This is a genomic window from Paenibacillus diazotrophicus (genome assembly GCF_042610465.1).
The window spans coordinates 480,336-496,533 of sequence record NZ_JBGJZN010000001.1; the positions used below are offsets into that span (position 1 = coordinate 480,336).

The 16,198-nt window shown below is 48.3% G+C and carries 16 protein-coding genes; all 16 read left to right on the top strand.

Annotated elements, in window-relative coordinates:
• The first annotated feature begins 53 nt into the window (after nucleotides 1-53).
• The 16 genes from ACAN54_RS02125 to ACAN54_RS02200 all read left to right on the top strand — a co-directional run bounded on the left by ACAN54_RS02125 (nucleotide 54) and on the right by ACAN54_RS02200 (nucleotide 16,165).
• Nucleotides 54-461, top strand: coding sequence for a LysM peptidoglycan-binding domain-containing protein (locus tag ACAN54_RS02125; RefSeq protein ID WP_379151832.1), 408 nt, complete (start codon nucleotides 54-56; stop codon nucleotides 459-461).
• 109 nt (nucleotides 462-570) lie between these two features.
• Nucleotides 571-744: a DUF896 domain-containing protein gene (locus tag ACAN54_RS02130; protein ID WP_379151835.1), complete on the top strand. Its 174-nt coding sequence runs from the start codon at nucleotides 571-573 to the stop codon at nucleotides 742-744.
• 84 nt (nucleotides 745-828) lie between these two features.
• Nucleotides 829-1,356 carry a hypothetical protein gene (locus tag ACAN54_RS02135; protein WP_379151838.1) on the top strand — a complete coding sequence of 176 codons (528 nt, stop codon included), beginning with the start codon at nucleotides 829-831 and terminating at the stop codon, nucleotides 1,354-1,356.
• A gap of 36 nt (nucleotides 1,357-1,392) precedes the next feature.
• Nucleotides 1,393-2,178, top strand: a complete 786-nt coding sequence (locus tag ACAN54_RS02140) for an HAD family hydrolase (RefSeq protein WP_379151841.1) — start codon at nucleotides 1,393-1,395, stop codon at nucleotides 2,176-2,178.
• Nucleotides 2,179-2,398: 220 nt separating this feature from the next.
• Nucleotides 2,399-2,821: a FixH family protein gene (locus tag ACAN54_RS02145; protein WP_379151844.1), complete on the top strand. Its 423-nt coding sequence runs from the start codon at nucleotides 2,399-2,401 to the stop codon at nucleotides 2,819-2,821.
• A 188-nt stretch (nucleotides 2,822-3,009) separates the two neighbouring features.
• The gene (gene metH / locus ACAN54_RS02150; protein WP_379154100.1) at nucleotides 3,010-6,387 is read left to right on the top strand and encodes a methionine synthase; all 3,378 of its coding nucleotides are present in this window, start codon (nucleotides 3,010-3,012) and stop codon (nucleotides 6,385-6,387) included.
• Between the two features lie 170 nt (nucleotides 6,388-6,557).
• Nucleotides 6,558-7,499, top strand: a complete 942-nt coding sequence (gene rnz / locus ACAN54_RS02155) for a ribonuclease Z (RefSeq protein WP_379151847.1) — start codon at nucleotides 6,558-6,560, stop codon at nucleotides 7,497-7,499.
• Between the two features lie 317 nt (nucleotides 7,500-7,816).
• On the top strand, nucleotides 7,817-8,605 hold the full coding sequence (locus tag ACAN54_RS02160; protein ID WP_379151851.1) for a TIGR01457 family HAD-type hydrolase: 789 nt from the start codon (nucleotides 7,817-7,819) through the stop codon (nucleotides 8,603-8,605).
• Nucleotides 8,606-8,650: 45 nt separating this feature from the next.
• A complete protein-coding gene (locus ACAN54_RS02165) occupies nucleotides 8,651-9,466 on the top strand; it encodes an Fpg/Nei family DNA glycosylase (RefSeq protein ID WP_379151854.1) in 816 nt (271 codons plus the stop codon).
• Nucleotides 9,456-10,310, top strand: a complete 855-nt coding sequence (locus ACAN54_RS02170; RefSeq protein WP_379151857.1) for a deoxyribonuclease IV — start codon at nucleotides 9,456-9,458, stop codon at nucleotides 10,308-10,310. Before ACAN54_RS02165 ends, ACAN54_RS02170 begins: the two co-directional genes overlap by 11 nt.
• On the top strand, nucleotides 10,307-10,651 hold the full coding sequence (locus ACAN54_RS02175; RefSeq protein WP_379151860.1) for a cyclic-phosphate processing receiver domain-containing protein: 345 nt from the start codon (nucleotides 10,307-10,309) through the stop codon (nucleotides 10,649-10,651). Before ACAN54_RS02170 ends, ACAN54_RS02175 begins: the two co-directional genes overlap by 4 nt.
• Nucleotides 10,648-10,971, top strand: coding sequence for a thioredoxin domain-containing protein (locus tag ACAN54_RS02180; RefSeq protein ID WP_379151863.1), 324 nt, complete (start codon nucleotides 10,648-10,650; stop codon nucleotides 10,969-10,971). The genes ACAN54_RS02175 and ACAN54_RS02180 overlap by 4 nt, the downstream gene beginning before the upstream one ends.
• Nucleotides 10,971-11,753 (top strand): ABC transporter ATP-binding protein, encoded by a 783-nt coding sequence (locus ACAN54_RS02185; protein WP_379151866.1) that lies wholly within the window; start codon nucleotides 10,971-10,973, stop codon nucleotides 11,751-11,753. Before ACAN54_RS02180 ends, ACAN54_RS02185 begins: the two co-directional genes overlap by 1 nt.
• Nucleotides 11,750-12,817: an SAM-dependent methyltransferase gene (locus ACAN54_RS02190; protein ID WP_379151870.1), complete on the top strand. Its 1,068-nt coding sequence runs from the start codon at nucleotides 11,750-11,752 to the stop codon at nucleotides 12,815-12,817. Before ACAN54_RS02185 ends, ACAN54_RS02190 begins: the two co-directional genes overlap by 4 nt.
• Before the next feature lie 133 nt (nucleotides 12,818-12,950).
• Nucleotides 12,951-14,456: a serine/threonine-protein kinase gene (locus ACAN54_RS02195; protein WP_379151873.1), complete on the top strand. Its 1,506-nt coding sequence runs from the start codon at nucleotides 12,951-12,953 to the stop codon at nucleotides 14,454-14,456.
• 155 nt (nucleotides 14,457-14,611) lie between these two features.
• The gene (locus ACAN54_RS02200; protein WP_379151876.1) at nucleotides 14,612-16,165 is read left to right on the top strand and encodes an ABC-F family ATP-binding cassette domain-containing protein; all 1,554 of its coding nucleotides are present in this window, start codon (nucleotides 14,612-14,614) and stop codon (nucleotides 16,163-16,165) included.
• The last annotated feature ends 33 nt before the right edge of the window (nucleotides 16,166-16,198 follow it).

The following is a 16,198-nucleotide window of genomic DNA, read 5'->3' on the forward strand; positions in this document are numbered from 1 at the left end:
TTCGTGTTATATTGATTTTGAAAGTAAGAACAAGTGTTTGGAGGTCGGTTAATATGTTAAAGTACAGTACTTACCGTAGTATTTACGACGAGGTTCATGAGGACCATACAGCCAGAACCCACTCTGCTTCTTCTGATAGACTAGATAATATTCTTTTGTCCTTAGTGACATCATGCCGAGGAATGTTCCATCAGGACACTCTGGTTAAGGTGGCCTTGATTTTTCTGTTAGTGATTTCGGGATTTACCGTGGTAGGTAATGTTTTTGCAGGATCGGTGTTGCCGGCCAAGCAGGAGAAGAGAGTTGTTGTTGAACGCGGGGACACACTTTGGAGTATTGCACTTAAGAATAAACCGGCTGATATGAAAACGGCTGTATATATAGAAGGAATTAAACGGTCAAGCGGTCTAGAGAATAGTAATATCAAGGCCGGAGATGTGCTGAGCTTACCTGTATATTAATATTAATGAAGTACCTATAGACAGATACCAGGAGCTTTCAGGGAGGAGACCTTGACAAGCTCTTTTTCTCATGGCAAAGTTAGAATGAATTTATAGGGAGGGGAACATATTGAACATTGACGAATTGGTCGCCCGTATCAATGAATTAGCACGCAAACAGAAGAGTGACGGCCTGACTGAGGAAGAACTCACCGAAAGAGCCAAGCTCCGGGAGATCTACCTGGGCAATATCCGCAGTAACTTCCGTGCGCAGCTCAATAACATTGAAATTGTGGACAAATAAGTACATGAACAAGGCAACAGGGCGAGAATAAATGAGGCTTTGTTCCTTTTCATAGATATAATTGGATGACTAGGGGGAACTAACATGGCCCGTTCTTGGGAAAGAATGGTTCAACGTAACACACAGCAAATTAATAAGCAACGCAAGAAGCAGGGGAAAGAATCTATCTATGCTTCAACGACTTCTGCCGCTGCAAAGAGCGGTGATATTTTTAGAGGCCGCAATATCGTGTTTCCTGTAGTGTTGGTAATGCTTGGCCTAATGTTTTGGGTAGTTGGCTCAATAGACGAAGCTAAGAACAGCGGCATTCTTGCCAACTGGCTGGGAGTTGTACTCTATTTTCTGCTCGCGGCATTGCTGTTTTTCCGACGTCCCTATTTGAAAGTTGAACGTGCCAGACTTTCTACTATTAAATACAACCGTGAACGTCATCTTCCTGCAGCGGATATTGAGAAGATTACCGTAACACGTGGCGCAGTTTCCATTAAGTACAAAGGCAAACGCACACAGTGGGTATTCTCCAGGCTGTTCAACCGTTATGACATTAATGCTATGGCCGAACGTTTGGAACAGTTCGCCAAACAAAATCATGTGGAATACGTGAGCGAATAGAAAGATACATCCAGTATAGGGAGAGGGAGAACTATAATGCCGATTTCCGCCGTACTCTTTGACCTTGATGACACATTGCTCTGGGATGAACGAAGTGTTGAAGAAGCCTTTCGATATGCCAGTGAAGCAGCAGGTGAATCCGTCGATCCTAAGGAGCTGGAAGCAGCTGTCCGCAGGGAAGCCAGGAATCTGTATGAATCATATGAAACGTTTCCGTTCACCAAGCTAATTGGAATTAATCCATTTGAAGCGCTATGGGGGAATTTTACAGCTGGGAAGCAGCATGAATTCCGCCAGATGGAGCAGCTTGCTCCTGTCTACCGCAAAGAGTCCTGGCGCCGTGGACTAGCTGCACTGGGAGTGGAGGATGAGGCACTTGCGGCAAAGCTGGCAGCTACATTTGCTGCAGAACGCCGCAACCGGCCTTATATCTATGATGAGACTCTGCATGTACTGGATGAACTCAAAGGTAAGGTGAAATTGCTGCTTTTGACGAATGGGTGCCCTGCATTGCAGCAGGAGAAGCTGGATAGTGTGCCTGAGCTGATTCCTTATTTTGACCACATTGTTATTTCGGGGAACTTCGGTAAAGGCAAGCCGGACAAAGAGATCTTCACCCATGCGATGGAGCTTCTCGATATTTCTCCTGAGGACGGAATTATGGTTGGTGATAAGCTGACTACAGATATTCTTGGCGGGCTCAGTGCTGGTCTGACTACCGTATGGATTAACCGCACCGGCAAAGAAACTGATCCTGATATTACACCTGATTATCAGATTGAACATCTCAGTGAGCTTCTTCCACTCGTGAAATCTTTATAGGCCTCTTCCAAGAGCCGTTATCCTGACTAAGTCGGGATGCGGCTTTTTTTGTGCAAGAAAATTTGTTTAAATATGCAATTTGATATGATCAATGTCACAAAATGAGGCAGGAAAAACAGCTTGATTACTGATTATCTGAGTATTATGTGTATAATAGTAAAGAAATGCTTCACAGTATGTCAGTATCATATTATCCTAACTTGATTCGGGGGAACTCCAAATGATCAATCAAAGGAAGCTGGCAGCGTGTTTATCGGTAATCATTGCAGCAACTCTTTCGGGCTGTTCTGAAGGTGCAAAGTCGGAGTCTAATATGCATTCTGCGGCAAATATGTCTATGGAGCCCATAAAAGTAGAGTTGAATTGGAATCCACAGCAGGTTACGGCAGGACAGAAGGTAACTTTTGAAGCACATGTCACTCAAGATGGCGAACCGGTGGATGATGCAAAAGAGGTGCTTTTTGAAATCGTAAATAACAGTAATAAGGAGCAGACTTTGGAGCTGACTGGTGAATCCGCAGGGGAAGGTACATATAGGGCTGAAGGTGTATTAAAGAGCGAGGGCGATTATACAGTGACATCCCATGTGAGTGCGCGGACACAGCATTCCATGCCCAGCAAAAAACTTGTTGTACAGCCATAGTATGATCAAAATCATTAATAGCGGGAGTTGCCGCAACCATTACAGATAATGCAGAGTGGAAAGGAAGGCTTTTCGAATTCCGTATATTCTGCTAAACTTACTCTAATGTTTTACTGGGGGGATAGAAAGTGGCTAAATTCACACTTGCTGAAAGCTTACAAAAGCGCATACTGATTCTTGACGGAGCAATGGGTACGATGATTCAACAGGTGCCGCTTACCGGTGCTGATTTTGGCGGAGAAGAACTTGATGGCTGTAATGAAATGCTGGTGCTTACCCGGCCAGAGGTTATACAGGATATTCATGAGAAATACCTGGAAGCCGGAGCAGATTTAATTGAGACAAATACTTTTGGTGCGACTTCGGTCGTGCTTGCCGAATATGATATCCCACAGAAGGCTCGCGAGATCAATCTCGAAGCTGCCAGACTGGCCCGTAATGCCGTGGATAAATATGATACAGCTGACCATCCGCGCTATGTGATTGGGGCTATGGGACCAACAACAAAAACCCTTTCCGTGACGGGTGGAGTTACATTCCATGATCTTGTGAAGAGCTATGAGGAGCAGGCGGTTGCATTGATCGACGGAAAAGTGGATGCACTGCTGCTTGAAACTTCTCAGGACACACTTAATGTCAAAGCTGGTAGCATCGCTATCCGTAATGCTTTTGACCAGACAGGTATAACCCTGCCTGTTATGATCTCCGGGACAATTGAACCGATGGGGACTACACTTGCCGGACAGAATATTGAAGCCTTTTACATTTCGCTGGAGCATTTGAAACCCATCTCCATTGGGCTCAATTGTGCAACCGGACCAGAGTTTATGCGTGATCATATCCGTTCACTCTCGGCAATCTCCTCAGCAGCAGTAAGCTGCTATCCGAATGCGGGACTGCCTGATGAAAATGGTAATTATCATGAGTCTCCGGATTCGCTTGCCCGCAAGCTTGCTGGTTTTGCTGAAAAAGGCTGGCTAAATATTGCCGGAGGCTGTTGCGGAACAACACCGGATCATATCCGGGCGATGGCTGAGGCGCTTGCAGAATATCCGCCACGTGGACTGGATGGAGTTCACCCTCCGGCACTTTCCGGAATTGAGCCTGTATATATTGAGAGCGATAACCGCCCATATATGGTAGGTGAACGCACGAATGTTCTGGGCTCACGGAAGTTCAAACGGTTGATTGTGGAAGGTAAATATGAAGAGGCTTCCGAGATTGCCCGGGCCCAGGTCAAAAGCGGTGCGCAGGTGATTGATGTCTGTGTCCAGGACCCGGACCGTGATGAGAGTGAGGATATCAAGAAGTTTTTGGAGCTGGTGGTCAAAAAGGTAAAGGTTCCGTTAATGATTGATACCACCGATCCCAAGGTAATTGATCTGGCATTGCAGTATTGTCAGGGTAAAGCAATTATTAACTCCATTAACCTTGAAGATGGTGAAGAAAAATTCGAGCTGGTTACTCCGTTGATTCATAAATATGGCGCTGCCATTGTTGTGGGTACAATAGATGAAACGGGACAAGCTATTAAAGCTACAGATAAGCTGGAAGTTGCGAAACGCTCATACGATTTGCTGGTTAATAAGTATGGTCTGGCGCCGGAAGATCTGATTTTTGATACACTGGTATTTCCTGTAGGAACAGGAGATGAACAGTATATTGGTTCTGCTAAGGAGACAATTGATGGCATTCGGCTAATTAAAGAAGCCCTTCCTGAAGTGCATACGATTCTAGGCATCAGCAATGTTTCGTTTGGTCTGCCTGAAGCGGGGCGCGAGGTGCTTAACTCTGTATTTCTTTATGAATGCACCAAGGCCGGACTGGACTATGCCATTGTGAATACGGAAAAGGTAGAGCGTTATGCATCCATTTCTGAAGAAGAACGTAATCTGGCCGAGCAGTTGATCTATAATACCAATGATGATACACTGTCTGCCTTCGTTGCTGCTTTTCGCGGTAAGAAGGTGGAGAAGAAAGAGAAAATCTCCAACCTCTCGTTGGAGGAACGCTTGGCTTCCTATGTAGTGGAAGGGACCAAGGAAGGCCTGATTCCCGATCTGAACGAAGCGCTGACCCAGTCAGGACCGCTCGAGATCATTAACGGACCGCTCATGGCTGGAATGTCAGAAGTCGGAAGACTGTTCAACAACAATGAGCTGATTGTCGCAGAAGTGTTGCAAAGCGCTGAAGTGATGAAGGCTTCTGTCAGCCACTTGGAGCAATTCATGCAGAAGGATGAGACTTCTGTGAAGGGCAAGATCATGCTGGCTACAGTCAAAGGTGATGTACACGACATCGGAAAAAATCTGGTGGAGATCATCCTCTCTAATAATGGTTATCAGATTATCAATCTGGGTATAAAAGTACCACCGGAGAATATTATTGAAGCGTTCCGGCGGGAAAAGGCAGATGCGATTGGCCTGTCCGGCCTGCTCGTGAAGTCGGCGCAGCAAATGGTGCTGACAGCTCAGGATCTGCGCACAGCAGGTATCGATGTGCCGATCATGGTTGGCGGAGCTGCATTGACGCGCAAGTTCACTAAGACGCGCATCCGCCCGGAATACGACGGTCTGGTGCTCTATGCCAAAGATGCAATGGATGGTCTCGATATTGCCAACCGGTTAATGAATCCGGATGAACGTTTGAAAATTGAAGAGGAAGTGCGCCTTGAAGCAGAGACAGCGGTAGCTGTAGCTCCTCAGCAGGAGATGCCGGTGCTGACAAGGGCAGTCCGTTCCAAGATTTCGGCTGACGCGCCAGTATTTACACCGCCTGATCTGGAGCGGCATGTGTTGCGTAATTATCCTTTGGGACATATTATCCCCTATGTAAATATGCAGATGCTGCTGGGCCATCATCTTGGACTGAAGGGATCAGTGGAAGCTCAGCTTGCTGCTGGTGACCCGCGTACAGTCGAACTCAAAGAAACAGTAGATGAAATTCTCCATAAAGCTATGCTGGAGGGTACCATAACTCCTCATGCCATGTATCAGTTTTTCCCTGCTCAAGGAAGAGGTAATGACGTACTGATCTACGACCCTCAGGATACGACCAGGGTTCTTCATACCTTCACTTTCCCTCGCCAGAGTGTGGAGCCTTATCTGTGTCTGGCAGACTTCCTCAAATCTGTTGACAGCGGAGTTATGGATTATGTCGGTTTCCTGGTGGTTACGGCAGGACATGGTGTCCGTGAAATGTCTGCAGAACTGAGGGATAAAGGCGATTACCTTCGCTCGCACGCTCTACAGGCGGTGGCTCTGGAGGTTGCTGAGGGATTAGCGGAGCGTGTGCATCATATGATGCGGGATACATGGGGATTCCCGGACCCAGCCGATATGACCATGAAGCAAAGACATGGAGCACGATACCAGGGAATCCGCGTATCTTTTGGATATCCCGCTTGTCCGGATCTTGAGGATCAAGGACCTTTGTTCAAGCTTATGTCACCTGAGGATATTGGCGTCGAGCTGACTGAAGGGTTTATGATGGAACCAGAGGCTTCAGTATCAGCAATGGTATTCGCACACCCTGAAGCTCAGTATTTTAATGTGGAGAAGCAATAAGCTCCTTTTCCCATACACTCAATCTACAGGTACTGCACCCTATTAGAGCGGAACCTCCCGTAACCGGGAGGTTTTTTGTTGGAGCTGTACGATTATCGGAAAGATGATTTTTTGTTCCAAAAAGGGTAGAATTTGATGAGTTCCAAAGAATATAGAGAGGAGGAGCATGAGTGGAAATATACTTTTTGGGTACGAATGCGGGAGTGCCCACTCTGCAGCGGAATGTAACGTCGGTTGCACTCCGGCTGATGGAAGAACGGCGAAGCTTTTGGATGTTCGACTGTGGAGAAGGTACTCAGCACCAGATTCTCCGTTCACCGCTTCGGCTGGGGAAGCTTGAGAAGCTATTTATTACCCATCTACATGGTGATCACTTGTTTGGTTTGCCGGGCCTGCTGTCCAGCCGAGGTTATCAAGGTGGCACAGGACCGCTTACTGTATATGGCCCGCCGGGTCTGAAAGCTTATCTGGATGTCTCCTTATCCGTCAGTCAATCCCGAATTCCATATTCCATTGAGATTGTTGAACATAGCGGAGGACTTCTCTTCGAGGACGACAGCTTCAAGGTTGAAGCTGGCCTGCTGGAACACCGGATCGATAGTTATGGATACCGGGTGACAGAGAAAGACAGTCCGGGCAATCTGAATACAGAATTATTGCAAAGCTATGGCCTGAAACCAGGTCCGCTCTATGGCATATTGAAAAAGGGGCAGGATGTAACGACTGAGGAAGGCATTCTGATCCGTGCTTCGGAAGTAGTGAATGCACCGAAAAGAGGCCGTATAATAACCGTGCTGGGAGATACCAGACCCTGTGATGGAGTACTGCCACTTTCCCTGGGTGCAGATCTGATTATTCATGAGGCCACTTTTGGTCATGATCTGAAGGATATGGCTCATCAGTACCATCATAGTACCGCCGTCCAGGCTGCTGAGCTGGCCTGTGAAGCTGGTGCGCGGGAGCTGCTCCTGACTCACTTCAGTTCTCGCTACACTTCACAAGAAGAGCTGCTGCCGCTTCTTATGGAAGCGCAGGCAATATTCCCTCAGACACTGCTGGCTGAAGAGTTCTGTACCTTTCCTGTATATCGCAGATCGCCGGGAAATCCTTGAGGAAATGATCCGGGAAAGTGAATTATTTTCCGGGAAAGCGCAGGAAATGACAGTTTTGTGCCAAAAAAAGACCGGCGTGGCGGGTGTTCGCTAGCGTTCGACGAGGTCTGTTGAATGAAAAGAATTAACAGGCTGAAAAGATAACGAAGAAACTAAGAATTTGACGAAAAAACAGCAAGCTTTACACCAAAATGCCCATGAAATCAGCTTATTTCCCGATGGAGAACAACTGGAAATTTTGTATATGCAATAGCTGAATAAAAGAATAATGTGATTAAATATTTACACTATGAACTAAAGGCGAAATGGAGGCATCTATGAACTCTATTGGAGGATTGTTGATCGACTTGGACGGAACGTTGTACCACGGAGGACAGATGATTCCTGGTGCAGATCTGCTCATCGCCGGACTTCGTAAGGCGGGAATTCCCTATTTGTTTGTAACGAACAATTCTTCCCGGACTCCCGCCGGTGTAGCGGCTCATTTGCGTGGAATGGGGATTGAAGCAGAGCCACAAGAAGTATGCACTTCCTCCTTAGCGGCAGCCCGCTATATCGCTGGGGAATCACCGGGGGCAACAGTGGCGATACTTGGGGAAGAGGGGTTAATCGAAGCCTGCCGCGAAGCAGGGCTTGTCCTTGTGACCGAAGCGCCGGATTATGTTGTACAAGGCATTGACCGGTCTTTTACATATGATTCCCTTGCGCAAGCTTCCCGCTGGATTCGTGAAGGGGCAAAATTCGTGCTCACTAACCCCGATCTGATGCTTCCTTCGGATGACGGTGTTATGCCTGGAGCTGGTACGCTGGGCGCCGCAATTGAAGCGGCAAGCGGATTTTCTCCTGTTGTCATTGGCAAACCTGAAGCGCACCTCATAACCTATGCAACATCGCTGCTTGGAATTGACCCGGGTGAGGCTGTTGTGGTTGGGGACAACATGCGAACCGATATTTCCGCAGGTGTGCGTGCAGGGTGCAAGACTATTCTGGTGCTGACGGGGCTTACAACTAGGGACAATCTGGAGGACTATCAACGCTTAACCGGAGTGACACCGGATGAAATTTATACTGATTTAGCTGAACTTATGCTTGCACTCGGTGTATAATGTCAAAGGTATGCTTTTACCTACCTACGAAGGGAAGATGTAATTATGCCGGAACTGCCGGAAATGGAGAATTACAGAAAGCTGCTTAGCCAGCATCTTATAAATGTTCCAATTACGGGCGTAACCGTAAACCGTGAAAAAACTATTAATATGGATACTGAAGCATTCACCCAGGCGCTGCTTGGAGCCCGCATAGTATTTGTGGAGCGGCGAGCCAAACACATCCTGTTCCATCTTCATGATGGCCGCAGGCTGCTGCTGCATTTGATGCTTGGAGGGCTTTTGTTCTACGGGACTGAGGAAGAGCGTCCTGACCGTACAACACAGGTGGAGCTTGCTTTTGGAGAACACATTCTGTATTTCATGGGACTCCGGCTTGGATATCTGCACCTTCTGTCCGTTAAGGAGAGCGAAGCGGCAATGGGCAAGCTGGGGCCGGAGCTGCTGGACCGGCGCATGACGCCGGAGCGGTTCGCGGGACTTCTGAAAGGCCGCAGGGGGTCGCTGAAGAGTCTGATGGTCAACCAGCAGGTTATGGCCGGGGTTGGCAATTGCTATGCTGATGAAATAGCTTTTGAGGCAAAGCTCCTTCCAACCACGCTGGTGCAGAATCTTACACCGGAAGCGGTGGGAAGGCTGTACGACAGTGTACGTAAGGTACTGACAGAAGCTACTGAGATCGGCGGTTATATGGAAATGCCTTTTATGTCCGGGGACACGGTTACTGGTTCCTATAATGATCACTGCAAAGTGTATGACCGTGAAGGCGAACCTTGCTTACGCGGCGGGGGGAATATTGTCAAAATAGAGCTGTCCGGACGCAAAGTGTTCTATTGCCCGGATTGCCAGCATGCCGAATAGGCCCAAAATCGGGGCACATGTCAGCACTCGCGGCGGATTCGGGCGTGCAGCCAGGTTTGCCTGGGAGAGCGGTGCTGGGTGTTTTCAATATTTTCCGAAGAATCCACGCAGTCTGCAGCTAAAGCAGATGGACTTGCGTGATGCGGAGAGCTGTGCCGCCTTTTGCAAGGATAAGGGGATGGAATCGATCGCGCATACTCCTTATCCAGTCAATCTGGCGGCAAATTCAGCATCCCGGAAGATGATGGTGGACTCTCTTCTGAATGATCTGGGGATTGCTGAAGCTTGCGGTTCGCTGGGTATTGTGGTCCATTTTGGACATTTTGCCGGCATCGAGCCATTACAAGGTTATCAAAATATTATACAATGTATAAATGACACACTGGTTAACTGGGACGGGCAGGCCAAGCTGCTGATTGAGAATCAGGCTGGTAATCATGGCAAGGAAGGCATAACGCTGGAAGAACTGGTCAAGATCCGTGAACTGAGCCGTTACCCGGACAAAATCGGATTTTGTCTGGACACCTGTCATGCATTTGCCGCCGGGATCTGGAATCCGAAATCTACTGAAGACTTCATCGTTAAGGGCACGACCCTTGGCTACTGGAAGTATCTTGTGGCAGTTCATCTGAACGATTCATTATATGCTTTTGGTTCGCAGAGGGACAGGCATGCAAATATCGGCAAAGGCTGTATAGGTGAAGCTGGCTTGCGCAGTCTGTTGATTACCGAACCATTTCAACGGGTGGCCATTGCCCTTGAGACCGGGAAGGGACCGGACGGGACTCACCGCCAAGAAATGGCTATCGTACGCAGATGGTATGAAGAGGAGGTGCAGCAATGATCAATTTATTCATGGACGACTGCCGCAGACGGCCTGAGGGCTTTACACTGGCACGTTCCACGGAAGAATGTCTGCTGCTGCTCCGGGAATGTGAAGTTCGTATCTTATCGCTTGATTTTGATATGGGGCCAGATGACTTCAGCGGCAGCGAAGTAGCTAGAAGAATCGTGCTGGAAAAGCTTTTCCCCCGCGAAATATATCTGCATACCTCCAGTCTGCAAGGACGCCGGGAAATGTATGAAATTTTGTATCCAGCTCTACCTGATGGTGTTAGACTTCATAATGGCCCGCTGAATCCGTCCAGACTTCTGGAGATAACCTCCGGGACGGTGAGCCGATGAAAGAGATGAACCAACAAGAATTGCTAAATGCACTGGAACGCGGGAGCGAACCTTTGGTGATATTTTTATATACACCGCTATGCGGAACCTGTAAAGCCGCCCGCCGTATGCTGGAGGTAACTGAGCATCTACTGCCGGAAGAACTATTGATCGCAACGGGTAATGTAAATGTGCTGCCGAGGTTGGTGAACATGTACCAGATTTCCAGTGTGCCTGCACTACTGGTTGCCCCGGCTGACCGCAGTAAGGTTCCGGCTGTTTATTATTCAATGGGCTCAGTGGAACGGATGCTGGACTACATAAGGAGTGTGACCTCATAATGATATCTTTACAACATCTGTCCCTGCGCAGGGAGCATAGCCTGATTCTGGATGATGTATCACTTGAAATGAAACAAGGCGAAAACTGGGTAATTCTTGGCCGCAACGGCTCAGGCAAAACCACACTGCTGGAAATGATGACTGGCTATCTGTTTCCAAGCAAAGGTACGGTTGAGGTGTTAGGCTATAAGTACGGCCAGTGTGATCTGCGCGAGGTGCGCAAGGAAATTGGCTATATCGGACCCTCTTTGATGGAGAAGCTGTCGCTGACTGATCCCGTATGGGAGGTAGTCGCTACAGGAGCCTATGCTTACCTTCGTTTCTATCAGGAAATTCCTCGTACGGTGCATGACCAGGCGATCCGGATGCTGGAGGATATGAATCTCGGTGAGATGGCCTATCATCCGTTTGGAACCTTGTCCCAAGGGGAACGTAAGAAGGCAATGCTGGCACGCTGCCTGATGGCAGAGCCCAAACTCCTGATTCTGGATGAGCCCTGTGCCGGACTAGATCTATACGAGCGTGAGAAAATGCTTGCCGAGATCGATAAGCTGAGGCAGCGTGACGTATCCGTTGTATATGTTACCCATCATGTTGAGGAAATTGTACCGCTCTTTACACATGTAGCGTTAATCCGTGGCGGCAAGCTGGCTGGTTCTGGCCCCAAAGAAGAAGTGTTAACAAAAGAAATGATCTTGGCCACTTACGATATTCCTGCTGATATAGAATGGGATAGCGGTCGTCCCTGGATAAAAATAAGACCTGGAGGCACAACCCTTTGAACGATTTTATAGAATTAACCCCCCAGCATACTCATGCTCCGGAGGAAAAGGTACATTCGCGGTATATTTGCACCGCTAATCACGGCTTTGCTCCATATGCTCAAGAAGAGCTGCGCCGCTTGTTCGGCTCGGTGAAAAGCACACTGCTGCTGCCGGGTGAAATATTCCTGGCCACGCTGGAAGCGGAGCCCGAAGAGGTATCCCGCAGATTGGCCGCTAGTCTGCCGATCTTTCTCCGGCATATTCAGCCTGTTGAATTCCAAGACCAGGGCGACATGTCTGCGCTGGAACGGCTGGCTGTCTACCTGGGACGACGAAGTGAGCTTGAAGGGTTGAAGGTGTCCCTGCATGTCCGTAAGGGCAGTAACTCCTTCTGGCCGGACAGCCCTGGGGAATTGCGTGAATGGCTCCAGGAACGGCTGCAGGATCTGGGTGCGGAGTTCACCGTACAAGAACCTGATTGGGTCATTTCGGTGTATGCCGATGGTGAAGCGCTGTATGCCGGTGTATCCCGGCCTGAGGACAACCTGTCGAGCTGGAATGGCGGTATGATCCGTTTCCGTAAAGAGGACGGGCAGATTTCAAGGGCAAAGTTCAAACTAATGGAAGCAGAAAGGGAGTTCTCCATTCCGTTCCAGAGCTTCCGGAATGCCGTGGATATTGGCGCATCTCCAGGCGGATGGACATCGTTTTTGCTGGAACGGGGACTTAAGGTGACTGCGATTGACCCGGCGCTGATGCATGAGTCGCTCCGTAAGAATCCGTCACTTAAGATCCTGCGCAAAAATGCCGGGGAAGTAAAATTCTCGGATAATGAGTTTGATCTGCTGGTCTGCGATATGAGCTGGAGTCCGAAGCTGATGGCCAAGCTGGTCACGGGTCTGCTGCACAGCTTGTCACCTGGTGGAACGGCTATTGTCACGGTGAAGCTGATGCATAAGAAGCCGCTGGCGGTAATTAAAGAAATTATCGCTATGTTCGAAAGCGAGCGGATGCAGATTCAGCGCTCCAAACAGCTGTTCCACAACCGTGATGAAATTACACTTTATATGATTAAGTATTAAGAACTGAATGGATTGTACAGAGGGAAAGCATCCCGTTACCAGTATAGCCGGCAATATGCCGCTGTATATGAGGATAACGGAGGCTTTCCTTTTTTATTGTGGATCATAAAGGATTGAAATGGAGGAAATTACGGTGATCTTTGAAACAAAACTCAAGGGTGGAGCAATACTCGGGAATCGATATAGAATCGCTGGAAATCTAGGAACAGGGGGGATGAGTCATGTATATCTGGCTGAAGACCTGCGTCTGCCGGGAAAACGCTGGGCGGTGAAGGAGAGTATCGACCAAGAAGGTTCCTATGGAGATATTCAGGCAGAAGCTGAACTTCTGATTTCTTTGAGTCACCCTTTGCTGCCAGGTGTTGTTGATTTCTTCCCGCCAGACCGGGAGGGCCATTGTTATTTGGTTATGGATTACATAGAGGGTATCACTTTAAGCGAATATCTTGCGCAACATCCTGGACCGCTGCCAGTGAAAAGCATCCTCCGTTATGCGCAACAGCTGCTTAAGGTATTGGATTATTTGCATGGGCATCATCCGCCGATTGTTCACAGGGATATGAAGCCTGGGAATATTATGCTGACTGGCCGGGATGAGCTGATGCTGATTGATTTTGGCATTGCGCGTAAGTTTAGAAAAGACGGAAGTGAAGACACCGAGAAGCTAGGTACGGTTGGTTTTGCTGCTCCTGAACAGTATGGCGGAGGACAAAGCGAGCCTGCCTCCGATCTGTATGGATTGGGAGCGTTGCTGTTGTATATGGCATCAGGTGGGCAATTCAGCCGTTGGCAGTCAGGGCTGGAGGAAAAGCTGCGTTCCCACCTGCCTGACCCATTGATTCCGGTGATCCGTCGGCTGCTGCGCCAGCATCCTGAAGAAAGATACCCTAACGCGCAAGCGGTGTTAAGTGTTCTGGAACCGATTGAAAGTGAAACGGAACATGCTGATAACCGCAAATATCTGCGCACCCAATTAGACTTAGACCGTTCAAGCCAGCATACGGTTGTGGTTGCATTTCTTGGTGTTGCTCCGGGACTGGGCACAACGCACACCTCAATAGCGGCCAGTGTTTGCCTGCGGCGGTTTGGTACAGTTGCTTGGGTAGATTTCAACCCCGCTTCACGGATCTATGACCGAATCTGTGGTCTGCTGGGGGAACCGGAATCAGAAGTTGAATCTGGTAGAATAGGGACGCCTGTTAACTGGAAAGGGGTACATTACTATAAGAGGACATCAGAAGGTGAAATCAGTTACATGACGAATGAATCTTACAATTTTGTGATTATGGATCTGGGAACAGGGGGGTATGAGGAGGCTATAGAGCAATTTAAGGCAAGTGATATTCCAGTGCTCATAGCTTCTGGAGCAGATTGGCGGATGGAGGATACCTTGCATTGGCTGGTACGCACTGACCTTGCACCCATGCCGAACTGGAGAATCTGTCTTCCGCTTTCTACTCCGTCTGCAGCTGATCTACTGGGCTCTGCCTTGGGCGGAGTCAAAGTGCACAGCTTACCTTATCAGCCTGATCCTTTTCATGCAAAGGGAAAGCTCTCTGAAGCACTTGAACGTCTGCTAAAAGAATATGATAGGAGAAAGATTTTTACGAAAAATCGTAGATTATTTCAGAAAAAATAGCGAAAATATTTGTATTTGTCTTCCCGTACTGCTGTTTTAAGCTAATCTTCTGTATCAGTGCGGCGCTTACTTGTGCTAAAATGAATCGTTGTATATTTTGTTAGAACTGAATTCCGCCTCATTTTTAAATATAGATAGGAGCATATGGAGAATATATGAGTTTACTTACAGTAGAAGACGTTTCGCACAACTTCGGAGGCCGGGAGCTGTTCAAGGACGTATCTTTTCGCTTGCTTCCCGGTGAACATGTGGGCTTGGTAGGAGCGAATGGCGTCGGTAAATCTACGCTAATGAATATTTTGACGGGCAAATTGCTTAAAGACAGCGGGAAAGTCGAGTGGACCCCAAAAGTCCGTTATGGCTATCTCGACCAGCATACCATTCTTACTGCGGGCAAAACTGTGCGCGATGTGCTGAAGGATGCTTTTCTGCCGCTCCTTGAACTGGAGAATGAAATGATGGCTATTACCGAGAAAATGGGTGAGGCAACCTCTGAGGAGCTGGAACTGCTGCTGGAGCAGATGGGAGAAATTCAGGAACAACTGGATATCGGTGATTTCTATCTGATTGATGTAAAAGTAGAAGAAATGGCTAATGGACTCGGTCTAGCCGCAATCGGTCTGGATCGCGACGTAACGTCACTCAGCGGTGGACAGCGTACCAAGGTTCTGCTGGCGAAGCTCCTGCTCGAGAAACCGAATGTACTGTTAATTGATGAGCCTACCAACTACCTGGATGTGGAGCATATTGACTGGCTGACGAACTATCTGAAGCAGTATCCATACGCGTTCATTCTGATATCTCATGATACCGATTTTATGAATAAAGTCGTGGATGTCATCTATCATCTGGAATTTGCCAAATTGACCCGCTATACGGCCAACTATGAGCGGTTCCTGGATATGGCCGACATGAACAAGAATCAGCATATCGATGCATATGAGAAGCAGCAGGAGTTCATCAAGAAACAAGAGGATTTCATCCAGCGCAACAAAGCGCGGGCTTCCACTTCAGGCCGGGCGAAGAGCCGTGAGAAGCAGCTTGGCCGGCTGGAGCGGATTGAACGTCCGGATGAAGCTGCCAAACCTTCATTCTCGTTCAAGGAGAGCCGTGCCAGCGGGAAGACGGTGTTTGAAGGGATTGACTTCGAGATCGGTTATGATCGTCCGCTGCTGCCTAAGCTCAATATGATGATTGAGCGTGGAGAGAAAATTGCTATTGTTGGCTGCAATGGGGTAGGTAAATCAACACTGCTGAAGTCAATCCTGGGCGTTATCCCTACTTACAGCGGCAAAACATACCTCGGAGATTTCTTGAATGCTGCATACTTCCAGCAGGAGGTGAAGGCTGCGAATCTAACACCGATTGATGATGTGTGGAATGAATTCTCCAGTCTCACCCAGAATGAAGTGCGTGGACATCTAGCCCGTTGTGGATTGAAAAATGAACATATCACCCGTCCGCTGAGTATGCTAAGCGGGGGCGAACAGGCCAAAGTGCGTCTGTGCAAGCTGATGATGCGCGAAAGTAACTGGATTTTGTTCGATGAACCTACGAATCACTTGGATGTAGTTGCCAAGGCTGAGCTGAAGCGGGCATTGCAGGAATACAAAGGTACGATTCTGCTCGTCTCCCATGAGCCTGATTTCTATGAGGATTGGGTCACCAAAATTTGGGACGTTGAGCAATGGTCAGCACAAACGGTCTAATATAAACAGAAGTCGGAGAAGAGCAGCCTGTGC

Coding starts and splice junctions, on each gene's coding strand:
- ACAN54_RS02165 (WP_379151854.1), top strand. CDS start 8,651: ATGCCGGAACTGCCGGAAATGGAGAATTACAGAAAGCTGCTTAGCCAG.
- ACAN54_RS02170 (WP_379151857.1), top strand. CDS start 9,456: ATGCCGAATAGGCCCAAAATCGGGGCACATGTCAGCACTCGCGGCGGA.
- ACAN54_RS02160 (WP_379151851.1), top strand. CDS start 7,817: ATGAACTCTATTGGAGGATTGTTGATCGACTTGGACGGAACGTTGTAC.
- ACAN54_RS02145 (WP_379151844.1), top strand. CDS start 2,399: ATGATCAATCAAAGGAAGCTGGCAGCGTGTTTATCGGTAATCATTGCA.
- ACAN54_RS02200 (WP_379151876.1), top strand. CDS start 14,612: ATGAGTTTACTTACAGTAGAAGACGTTTCGCACAACTTCGGAGGCCGG.
- ACAN54_RS02140 (WP_379151841.1), top strand. CDS start 1,393: ATGCCGATTTCCGCCGTACTCTTTGACCTTGATGACACATTGCTCTGG.
- metH (WP_379154100.1), top strand. CDS start 3,010: ATGGGTACGATGATTCAACAGGTGCCGCTTACCGGTGCTGATTTTGGC.
- ACAN54_RS02185 (WP_379151866.1), top strand. CDS start 10,971: ATGATATCTTTACAACATCTGTCCCTGCGCAGGGAGCATAGCCTGATT.
- ACAN54_RS02135 (WP_379151838.1), top strand. CDS start 829: ATGGCCCGTTCTTGGGAAAGAATGGTTCAACGTAACACACAGCAAATT.
- ACAN54_RS02180 (WP_379151863.1), top strand. CDS start 10,648: ATGAAAGAGATGAACCAACAAGAATTGCTAAATGCACTGGAACGCGGG.
- ACAN54_RS02125 (WP_379151832.1), top strand. CDS start 54: ATGTTAAAGTACAGTACTTACCGTAGTATTTACGACGAGGTTCATGAG.
- ACAN54_RS02175 (WP_379151860.1), top strand. CDS start 10,307: ATGATCAATTTATTCATGGACGACTGCCGCAGACGGCCTGAGGGCTTT.